The organism is Burkholderia sp. Se-20378 (genome assembly GCF_017104665.1).
In the GTDB taxonomy this organism is placed as follows: Bacteria; Pseudomonadota; Gammaproteobacteria; order Burkholderiales; family Burkholderiaceae; genus Burkholderia; species Burkholderia lata.
Genome location: NZ_JAAGPG010000300.1, coordinates 1 through 10,043 on the forward strand (window position 1 = coordinate 1; position 10,043 = coordinate 10,043).

General features: G+C 65.7%; 7 protein-coding genes. 1 reads left to right on the top strand and 6 read right to left on the bottom strand.

Going from position 1 to position 10,043, the window contains the following annotated elements; all coding sequences use genetic code 11:
- From G3N93_RS25830 to G3N93_RS25845, 4 genes are all read right to left on the bottom strand, one after another.
- Window positions 1-266, bottom strand: a 266-nt coding sequence (locus tag G3N93_RS25830; RefSeq protein WP_206134246.1) for a nucleoside hydrolase, incomplete at its 3' end; no start/stop codon positions are given.
- A 10-nt stretch (window positions 267-276) separates the two neighbouring features.
- Window positions 277-1,389, bottom strand: a complete 1,113-nt coding sequence (locus G3N93_RS25835; RefSeq protein WP_206134247.1) for a porin — start codon at window positions 1,387-1,389, stop codon at window positions 277-279.
- A gap of 160 nt (window positions 1,390-1,549) precedes the next feature.
- Window positions 1,550-2,860, bottom strand: a complete 1,311-nt coding sequence (locus G3N93_RS25840) for a hypothetical protein (protein ID WP_206134248.1) — start codon at window positions 2,858-2,860, stop codon at window positions 1,550-1,552.
- 399 nt (window positions 2,861-3,259) lie between these two features.
- A complete protein-coding gene (locus G3N93_RS25845) occupies window positions 3,260-4,678 on the bottom strand; it encodes an MFS transporter (protein ID WP_174942283.1) in 1,419 nt (472 codons plus the stop codon).
- A 451-nt stretch (window positions 4,679-5,129) separates the two neighbouring features.
- On the opposite strand from G3N93_RS25845, the gene G3N93_RS25850 reads away from it, so the two are divergent.
- Window positions 5,130-7,574, top strand: coding sequence for a DUF3772 domain-containing protein (locus G3N93_RS25850; protein ID WP_206134249.1), 2,445 nt, complete (start codon window positions 5,130-5,132; stop codon window positions 7,572-7,574).
- 143 nt (window positions 7,575-7,717) lie between these two features.
- Here the strand turns inward: G3N93_RS25850 and G3N93_RS25855 are convergent, their stop codons facing one another.
- Together G3N93_RS25855 and G3N93_RS25860 are read right to left on the bottom strand one after the other, a co-directional pair.
- Window positions 7,718-8,128, bottom strand: coding sequence for a VOC family protein (locus G3N93_RS25855; protein WP_206134250.1), 411 nt, complete (start codon window positions 8,126-8,128; stop codon window positions 7,718-7,720).
- A 292-nt stretch (window positions 8,129-8,420) separates the two neighbouring features.
- Window positions 8,421-9,932, bottom strand: coding sequence for an aldehyde dehydrogenase family protein (locus G3N93_RS25860; RefSeq protein ID WP_174944099.1), 1,512 nt, complete (start codon window positions 9,930-9,932; stop codon window positions 8,421-8,423).
- Window positions 9,933-10,043: the final 111 nt, after the last annotated feature.

Genomic DNA, 10,043 nt, shown 5'->3' on the forward strand with positions numbered 1-10,043 from the left:
TTGATCCGCGCATTGCGTTCGGTCAGGTCGAGCGGCACGTTGCCCGCGACGGCGGTCAGCGCGCGCACGTCGAGCCGGTCCTGCGCGCCCAGCGCGAACAGGATCGCGATGGCGTCGTCCTGCCCGGGGTCGGTATCGATGATCACCGTGCGTCGCGCAGCCTCGCCGCCGGCCGCGAACGCGCCCGTTTCGGGCAGCAGCGCGGTGCCGGCCAGCGCGGCGGACAGTTTCAGGAAGGTGCGGCGGGATGCAATCGGATGGGTCATGATCTGGCGCTCAGAAAACATGCCGGACGCCGAGCGTCGCCATCATCTGGCGCGTGCTGGTCGAGCGCGCGTACGCGAAGATCTGCGCATGGTCCGCGTCGCCGGCCGCCTGCTGCGCGATCACCGTCAGCGCGACGTCGGTGCGTTTCGACAGGTAGTAATCGGCCTGCAGGTTCACCTGGTGCCATTTCGGCCGCTTGTCGATCACGTCGTACTTGCCGTTCGTGAACGCATACGCGGCGCCGAGAAAGAGCTGCGGCGTCATCGTGTAGACGACGTTCACGCCGAGGTTCTGCAGGTGCAGGTGCGTATTGTCGAGGTAATCGTAGCGCACGTCGGTAAACATCGCCGCGAACTGCGCGCGGCCGATCGTGTAGAAGCCGCCCGTGCCCGCGATCCGCTGCCGGCTCGCATACGCCGCGGGCGACATCGCGCTCTTGCTGAAGATCAGCAGCGGCGACGCATAGTCGTTCGCGATCGCGCCGTCCTGGTTCGTCGCGCTGTACGGATGGTTGTACTGCGCATAGACCGCGCTCCAGCGCAGCGTGCCCTGCTCGTAGCCCAGCCCGAAGCTGTATGCGCTGTTGTTCGCGAAGCCGGTCGCGTTGCTGAAGCCGTACAGCGCGGTGAATTTCAGGCCGTAGTAGACGGGGCTCACGTACTTCACCGAGTTCTGCACGCGGATGTCGTTGTAGCCGTTGTCGTTGTCGCCGATGTTCACGCCGTTGCTCGCGATGATCACGGGCCCGATGTAGTCGTGGATCGCGTCGTACTGGCGCCCGAACGTCAGCGAGCCGTAGGTGCGGTCGGCCAGGCCGACGTAGGCCATCCGCCCGAACTCGCGACCGTTCTGCGCGGCCGTGCCCGTCATCACGTTGAAGCCGTTCTCCAGCTGGAAGATCGCGGACAGCCCCTGCCCGAGATCCTCCTTGCCCTTCAGCCCCCAGCGCGGGTTCTGGTTCGTGCCGGACAGCGCCTGCCAGGCGTTCTTGCCGCCCTGGTTGGTCGCGAACCCGACACCGGCCGAGATGAGACCGTACAGCGTGATGCTGCTTTGCGCACAGGCATGCGTCGCGAAGGCGCCGAGCATCGCGAGCGGGGCGAGCTTGTAGAGAGTTTTCATCGGGTCGTGTGATCGGTGGTGGTCCAGGCGCGGCAGGGTTCCGCGAAACTGGCCTCGACTATACGAACCCGGATCGGATAATAAAAGTTTGCTTTTGTTATGGTTCAATAAAACGGATTTATTCTCATCCAGATCGCTCCCGTGCCCGCCGTACCGCCCGTCAGTCCGCCGTGTCACCGCCCTTCGGCAGCTTCGACCACGCCTTGCGCCCCGGCAACGGCGACCACGCCGGCCGTGTCTTGCGTGCGCTGTCGATCACGACCAGGTAGCGGCCCGCGATCGGCGTGATGTCGCGATCGCGGCGCAGCACCCACAGCGACTTGCCGGCCTCGACGCGCGCCTGGTAATCGTCGTCGAGCAGGCCGTGCCGGTCGAAGAACGTGTTCAGCGATGCGGGAATCCGCACGCACCCTTTCGAGTGCCGGATGCCGAGCAACGATTCGAGACGATCGGGGTCGGTCGCATGCATCTGGAAGCGCATCGGCGACACGCCGCCCTTGCCCCACCCGCGCTCGCCGTCCACCCAGCCGAAGTCGTAGATGCGCATGTCGCGGCGGCCGTAGCCGCGAATGCCGTTCTCGTTCGTCGTGCCTTCCGCACGGAAATCCATGTTGTCCGGCGAGTGATGGAACACGCCGAGCGGCGTCAGGAAATGGTCGTACTTGCCCGGCAGCCCGGTGCCGACCGGCGACGCGCCGATCATCATCCACGCGTTGGCCGGCGTCGCGCGAAAGTAGATGAACAGCGCCTGGACGGTCGACGCGCGGTCGACCATCGCGATGTATTCGCCGGCGAGGTCGCCGAGATCTGCATCGACGAGCGCCTTCTGGAGCCGCTCGCCGTACGCGCGCTGCTCGCTTGCGGGCACGTTCAGACGCCGCGTGACTTCCTGTGTGAAGCGCTTGCGCATGTCGACCGCGCGTGCGGTCGCATTTTTCGCCTCTTCAGCCGACAGTGGCGGATGCTGGCGTGGCGGTGTCGGGGCGGGTGCTTCGGCCTCGCTGGCAGGCGTGGCGGAAGCGGCCGATGCAGGTGTGGCGGCGGAAGCAGCGGAAGCGGCAGAGGTCGCCGATGCGGCCGATGCCGGACTGGCAGGCTGCGCAGGATGCGCGTGCGATGCGGCAGGCGCGGGCTGCGCGGCCGAGGCTCCCGACAACGCATGCGCCGACGAAGCGGCATGCGCACGGGAAGCCGCCGATGCAGGTGACTCGACTGATGAGGATGACGTAGCGACAGGCGACGATGCGTCGGACGCCGCAAAGGCAGGCCGCTCGACAAGCACGGAGATCGGTAGCGCCGCAGCGAGCCAGATGCACGCAGCGGAGGCACGGGCAAGACAACGCGGTTTTGCAAATCGCCGCGTAAAGCTGAAAAGCATCATACGTTCGAAGCCATCGGCCGATCCGGCCGCCGCATGCTGCTGTTGCGGGCGGCGCATCTTCCGCGCGAGCCATCGACACGTCCGGCGCATCGTGTGCGCCCGGCGCCGACGCCTCTTCGCGGCGGAGCCGTTCGCTGGTGCAACGCGGTCGGTCCGATGGCGGCTAATGAGTCGTCAGGCCCTTCATTTTACGCGTCCGCGCAAGAATCGGCAGCGGCTCAAGTCGCGGTTTCACCGTGGTTTTGCGCTTCGTCACGCTTTGTTTCAACTCGTTGCCGCCCGCTGTGTCGTTACGTGGCAATCTTGTTTGTTGGGCGTTCGAAATCGATCCAGGAAGCGATGAGTTTCGCTACGGCATGACTGCATTTTCAAATCGATTCGTATGCCAGATCATTCCCGAAACACGGTACACACCGTATGTGCGATGCAATCGTCATCGCATCGCACGCATGCCGCACGAACCGCGCGACACGCGTGCGCAACCACCGATTACTTCGAGATGGTTTCGAGCGCGATACCCTTCGTGCGCGGCCCCATGAACCCGATCGCGGCCATCACGATCACCATCGCGCCCGCGATGAACGCGAACACGCCGAAGGTGCCGAAGCCCTTCAGCACGGCCGCGATCACGAACGACGAGAAGATCGCCGAGAAGCGGCTCCACGAATAGACGAAGCCGACGGCCCGTGCGCGGATCGACGTCGGAAACAGTTCGGCCTGATACGCGTGGAAGCTGTACGACATGATGTTGCTCGCGAGCGTGAGGCCGATGCCGAGCACGATCAGGAAGACGCCCACCGTCGTCTGGCTGAACAGCAGCCCGCAGACGACGATCGCCGCCGCCATCGCGACGATCACCGATTTGCGCTCGAAACGGTCGGCGATCACGAGGCCGATCAGCGGGCCGATCGGCGCGGCGAGCGCGATCACGCTCGAATACATCAGGCTCGACGTGATCGTGATGCCCTGCTTGATCAGCAGCGTCGGCACCCAGTTCGCGAAGCCGTAGAAGCCGACCGTCTGGAACACGTTGAAGATCGTCATCATGATCGTGCGGCTGCGATACGGCGGCACCCACATGTCGCGGAAACTGCCGCGCGGCGGCACGGGTTCGGCGGGCGCGGGCGGCGGCAGCGGGCGACCATATTCGGCTTCGACCTTCGCTTCGAGCGCGCGCATGATGCGATCGGCTTCGTCGACCCGGCCCTGCTGCGCGAGCCAGCGCGGGCTTTCCGGCAGTTCGCGGCGAATCCACCACACGAACAGCGCGCCGTGCGCGCCGATCAGCACGACCCAGCGCCAGCCATCGAGGCCGAACGGTGCGTGCGGCACGAGCAGGTACGCGAGGAACGCGACCACCGGCACCGCGACGAACCCGACCGCCTGCTCGCACGCAAATGCGCGGCCGCGAATCTGCTTCGGGACGAGCTCGGAAATGTACGTGCCGATCGTCACCATCTCGACGCCGAGGCCGAGACCGACGACGAAGCGCCAGAAATTCAGCCCGGCCGCGGTGTCCTGGAACGCCATCACGACGTTGGCGGCCGTGTACCACAGCAGCGACCACGTGAAGATCGCGCGGCGGCCGAAGCGGTCGGCGAGGAAGCCGCACGCGATCGTGCCGATGAAGAGGCCGGAAAACAGCGCGGCGATGAAACTCGCGACGCCCGTGGTGCCGAACAGGCCGTGCGTCGTCGCGGAGAGAATCCCGCTTTTCACGAGGCCGGGGGCGACGTAGCCGCTATAGAGCAGGTCGTAGAGCTCGAAGAAGAAGCCCAGGCTCAGCAGGACGACGAGCTTCCAGACAGTGCGGGTGGGCGGCAGGCGGTCGAGGCGGGCCGAGATGGAGCCGGGGTCGACGGGTGAGGATTGGGCAGGTGCCTGCGAGAGGCTGTCCGTTGAGGCCATCGTGGGCGCGTCTCCTGATCGTGTCGTGTTGTTGTCCGGCGACCAGCGAGCCGCCGTCGGGCGAATCGCTGCATTGTACCGGCACGTCCGTCCGGCGCACGCACCCCGGCCCCGATATCCGGAGCGCGACGACGGGCCGGCCGCATGCCGGCCGCCGAACCGCTTCGGGCACCCCATTTTTGCGCCGGCTATTGTGTAACTTGCGTAACCGTCTGTCGGGTGTGGAAAACGCACCAGAACGGCCATCTGTCGCCGCACCGTGGCACCACCGCCCCAACGTTCGGGCCTGGTGCCGCATTTCGCGCGGCCGCACACCACCGGAATCGCCACAAACGGGGTACGCAATCGGGACAACCACGCGTTCCACACCCCGGTAACATGCTACCGGGCCAACCACCGGCTTCCGGGCGCCTTTCGGCGACCTGAATTGTCGGCAAATCGTAAGCATTCCATGTTCATACAACGACTATCCACCTACGTGCGCCGGATCGCACTGATCGCGCTGCTGCAGTTCGCGGCGATCGCGACCGCGTCCGCGTTTCCGGCGGCCGCCTCGGCCCCGAACGCGAGCGGTGTCGGCGCGCCCGTCCCGGCCATCTCGCTGACCGACGCCGTCGCGCAGCTCAAGCAGATGCAGGCCGAACTGGACCGCATCAAGCAGCAGACCTCGACCGCGTCCAACAGCAAGGAGCTGGACGGGCTCAGCGACTCGACGCAGGAGCTGAGCACCGATGTCGAGAAGCTGCAGAGCGATCTCGTTCCGCAGCGTGCGCAGATCCAGGGGCAACTCGACGTGCTCGGCCCCCCGCCTGCCGAAGGCGCCGCGCCGGAAACGCCGGCCGTCGCGAAGCAACGGGCCACGCTGAACGCGCGCAAGACCCAGATCGATGCAGCGCTGAAGCAGGCTGCCGACCAGAAGACCAGCCTCACGAACCTGAACGAGCAGTTCGCGAAACTGCATCGCGGCCTGCTGAAGAACCAGCTCGCGTTCCGATCGGGCGGCATTTTCAGCGCGCAGTTCTGGCTGCCGCTGTTCCATCTTTCGCCGGACGACGCCCAGCGGCTCGGGGACTTCGACGAAGAAATGCTCGACATGCTGCGCTCGTCGTGGGTGCCCGGACAAAAGGCGATCACCGTGCTGCTGCTGGTTGCCGCGTTTGCGGCATGGATGGGCGGCCGCCGGCTCATCGAACGCGGGCTCGCATGGCTCTGCGTGAACCGCCTGCCGGCCACCCGTTTGCGCCGCAGCGCGCTGGCGTTGTCGACCGCGCTGTCGACGCTGCTGGCAACCGCCATTGCCGTGCAGATCCTGTACCTCGCCGTCGCGCGCCATTACGACCTCACGCCGGCGCTGAACGACCTGTGGGACCAGTTCGCGAAGCTTGCCGCAACCTGCGCACTGATCGCCGGGCTCGGCCGTGCGCTGCTCTGCACGAAGCATCCGTCGTGGCGCCTGCCCGCGCTCGCCGATCCCGTCGCGCTCGCGATGAAGCCGTTCCCCGGCATCCTGGCCGCGCTGCTGCTGGTGTCCGGCACGCTCGAATCGATCAACCGGATCGTCGACACCAGCCTGTCGGTCACGTTGTTCGGCCGCGGGATCGTGTCGCTCGTCGTCGCGGTGACGGTCGGTGCGTCGTTGCTGCGCTCGAACCGCGCGCGCAGCGCGCTCGCAGCCGCCGGCGAAGCGCCCGAACAGCGCTCGACGCTCGCCGGGCTGATCCACGCCGCCGTCACGCTGGCCATCATCGCTACCCTGATCGCACTCCTGATCGGCTACATCACGGTCGCGCGCTTCATTACCTACGAGCTCGTGTGGTTCGAGATCGTGCTGGGCGCCACCTATATCCTGATCCAGTTGACGCGCGACGCGAGCGAGAGCCTGTTCTCGTCGAGCCTGACGACGGGCCAGCAGATCAAGCACCTGTTCGCGCTCGAGGACCGTCACCTCGACCAGGCCCGCACGGTCCTGTCCGGCTTCGGCACGAGCCTGCTGATGCTGATCGCGGCCATCGCGCTGCTGACGGGCGGCTTCGGCACGACGCCGGGCGACCTGATGGACAGTGCAGTCGCGATGATCGGCAGCCAGCGGCTGCAGAGCCTGAACATCATGCCCGACCGGATCATGAACGCCGTGATCGGGTTCGCGATCGGCTTCTACCTGCTGCGCTCGCTGCGCCGCTGGCTCGACAGCGAGTTCATGCCCGCACTCGGCATGGATACGGGGATGCGCGTGTCGCTGATCACGCTGTTCACCAACGTCGGCTACGTGCTGCTCGTGCTGATGACGCTGGGGCTGCTCGGCGTCAGGTGGAACAACCTCGCGTGGATCGTCAGTGCGCTGTCGGTGGGTATCGGTTTCGGCCTGCAGGAGATCGTGAAGAACTTTGTGTCGGGGCTGATCCTGTTGACCGAGCGCCCGGTGAAGGTGGGCGACATGATCAGCATTGCGGGCGTCGAAGGCGACATCCGCCGCATCAACGTGCGCGCGACCGAGATCCAGCTCAGCGACCGCTCGACCGTGATCGTGCCGAACTCGCAACTGATCTCGCAGAACCTGCGCAACGTGACGATGGGCAACAGCACGCAGGGCGTCGCGACGCTGGTGCTGACCTTCCCGCTGAACACCGATCCCGAGCAGGTGCGCGACCTGCTGCTTGAAGCGTATCGCTCGCATGAGGCGATTCTCGAGAAGCCGGCGCCGTCGGTGACGTTCAGCCAGCTCACACCGGACGGCATCACGCTGAGCGTGACCGGTTACGTGTCGAGCCCGCGGATCGCCGGTTCGACGAAGAGTGACCTGCTGTTCGAGATCCTGAAGCAGTTGCGCGCGGCGGGGATCACGCTGTCGAGCCCGCAGATGCTGGTCGTGCAGAACATGCCGGCAGCGGAGACGTGATGCCGGCTACGCATCCGGCATATTCAGGCTGGACGAGTTGTATGCGGCAGATCCATTGATTCGTGACACCGTCTCCGGACAGTCTCGCCGCCAGCACCGCGCACGTAATCGATCGCGATCGGGTATTGCTTCCCCCGATCCGATCAATCGATCGTGACCGTTTCCGCCCAGCCATAAATGATCTTGTCGCTTTCCTCGTCGTCTTCGTCGCTATAGATCGTGATCAGATTGTCGCTCGGATCGCGAAAGTGCGCGAAATACCCGGCCGGCAGCCGCCCGATCTCTTCGAACTTCGCGCCGGCGTCTTTCAGACGACGACAGAATGCGCCGAAATTCTTTGCGATCTCGATTTGGATGATTGCGTTTCTGTTGATTGGACCCTTGCCGTTTTCATACAGAAGCGTCCCCACCCCGCCATCCTCTCCCCCAAGCAGCACCTCCCCATCCTCTGTTACCTTGAAACCCAAACCGTCACTATAAAATTCGCTCATCCGTTGCATGTTCTTCGGCTTGACCGGAATCACGAAGCGGATCTTTCCCTTAACGTCGTCCATATCGTCCCTTGGCTGGTGGCCTGCCGCTCTCTCTCGAAGCGGAGCGCGCGGCCTCTGTTGCACATCGGCTGGATCGGTAGATTTTGGCACCGACCCGGCCCAATGCCTTTTTCTCGGCGGCATAGAGATGATTGCGCCGACGGCGTACGGTCGACGACACTCGGACGGCAATCATTGCGATGTCGCGATTGGCGCGATGGCACGCCTCCGCAAACGAACAGGGCCGGTTACCGCTTCCGCGGCAACCGGCCCTGTTCATTCACCATCAAGGCGCCCTCCCGGGCGCCCCGCATCAAACGTCGAACTTCACGCCCTGCGCCAGCGGCAGCTGACGGCTGTAGTTGATCGTGTTCGTCGCGCGGCGCATGTAAGCCTTCCACGCATCCGAACCCGACTCGCGGCCGCCGCCCGTTTCCTTCTCGCCGCCGAACGCGCCGCCGATCTCCGCGCCGCTCGTGCCGATGTTCACGTTGACGATCCCGCAGTCGCTGCCCGCTGCCGACATGAATTGCTCGGCCTCGCGCATGTCATTCGTGAAGATTGCCGACGACAGGCCTTGCGGCACCGCGTTGTGCAGTTCGATCGCGTCGTCGAAGTTGTCGTAGACCATCACGTACAAGATCGGTGCGAACGTTTCGCGCTCGACCACCGCCGATTGCTTCGGCATCCGCACGAGGGCCGGACGCACGTAGTACGCATCCGCGTGACCGACGTCGACGCGCTCGCCGCCCTTCACCTCGCCGCCCTGCTCGCGTGCATCGCCCAGCGCCTTCTGCATCGCGTCGAACGACGCGCGATCGACCAGCGGGCCGACCAGCGTGCCTTCTTCAAGCGGGTTGCCGACCTTCACCGACGTGTAGGCCTTCTCGATGCGCGGCAGCAGCTGTTCGACCAGGCTGCGATGCACGATCAGGCGGCGCAGCGTCGTGCAGCGCTGGCCGGCCGTGCCGACCGCCGCGAACGTGACCGCGCGCACCACGAGGTCGAGATCGGCGCTCGGCGCGACGATCATCCCGTTGTTGCCGCCGAGTTCGAGGATGCCGCGCGCGAGACGCTGGCTCAGCACCTTCGCGACTTCCTGGCCCATCCGCACGCTGCCCGTCGCGCTGACGACCGGCACCTTCTTCGACGCCGTCAGCACCTCGCCGACATCGCGCATGCCGAGCACCAGCTGGCTCAGCTCCGCCGGCGCGACGCCCGGGTGGGTCTTCTCGAATTCGCGGATCGCCTTCTGCAGCAGCACGTGACACGCGATCGCGGTGAGCGGCGTCTTCTCGGACGGCTTCCACACGACCGAATCGCCGCACACGAATGCGAGCGCCGCATTCCATGCCCACACGGCGACCGGGAAGTTGAACGCCGAGATCACGCCGCACACGCCGATCGGGTGCCACGTTTCCATCATCCGGTGGCCCGGGCGCTCGGAGGCGATCGTGAGGCCGTAAAGCTGGCGCGACAGACCGACCGCGAAATCGCAGATGTCGATCATTTCCTGCACTTCGCCGAGGCCTTCCGACGTGATCTTGCCGGCTTCGAGCGTGACGAGGGCGCCGAGCTCGGCCTTGTGCTCACGCAGCACGTTGCCGAACACGCGCACGAGTTCGCCGCGCACCGGCGCCGGCACCGTGCGCCACTTGAGGAATGCGTCGTGCGCGGCGTCGATCTTGCGCTCGGCGTCGGCGGGCGTGTCGACGGCCAGCGTCGCGAGCGTCGCACCGTCGAGCGGCGAACGCGCGGTCAGCGCATTGCCTTTCCACTGGGCGAGATCGATATCGAGCGCGGCAAGAATGTCGTTGAATTGCATCACTTCCTCTTCAGGGACAGATTGATCGGTGCGGCGGCAGCGCCGCCCGCGTGATTCGATTGGAGCGCGTTCGCGCGCCCTGTGCAAGCGGATGCGCCGCGCGGCAGGCCC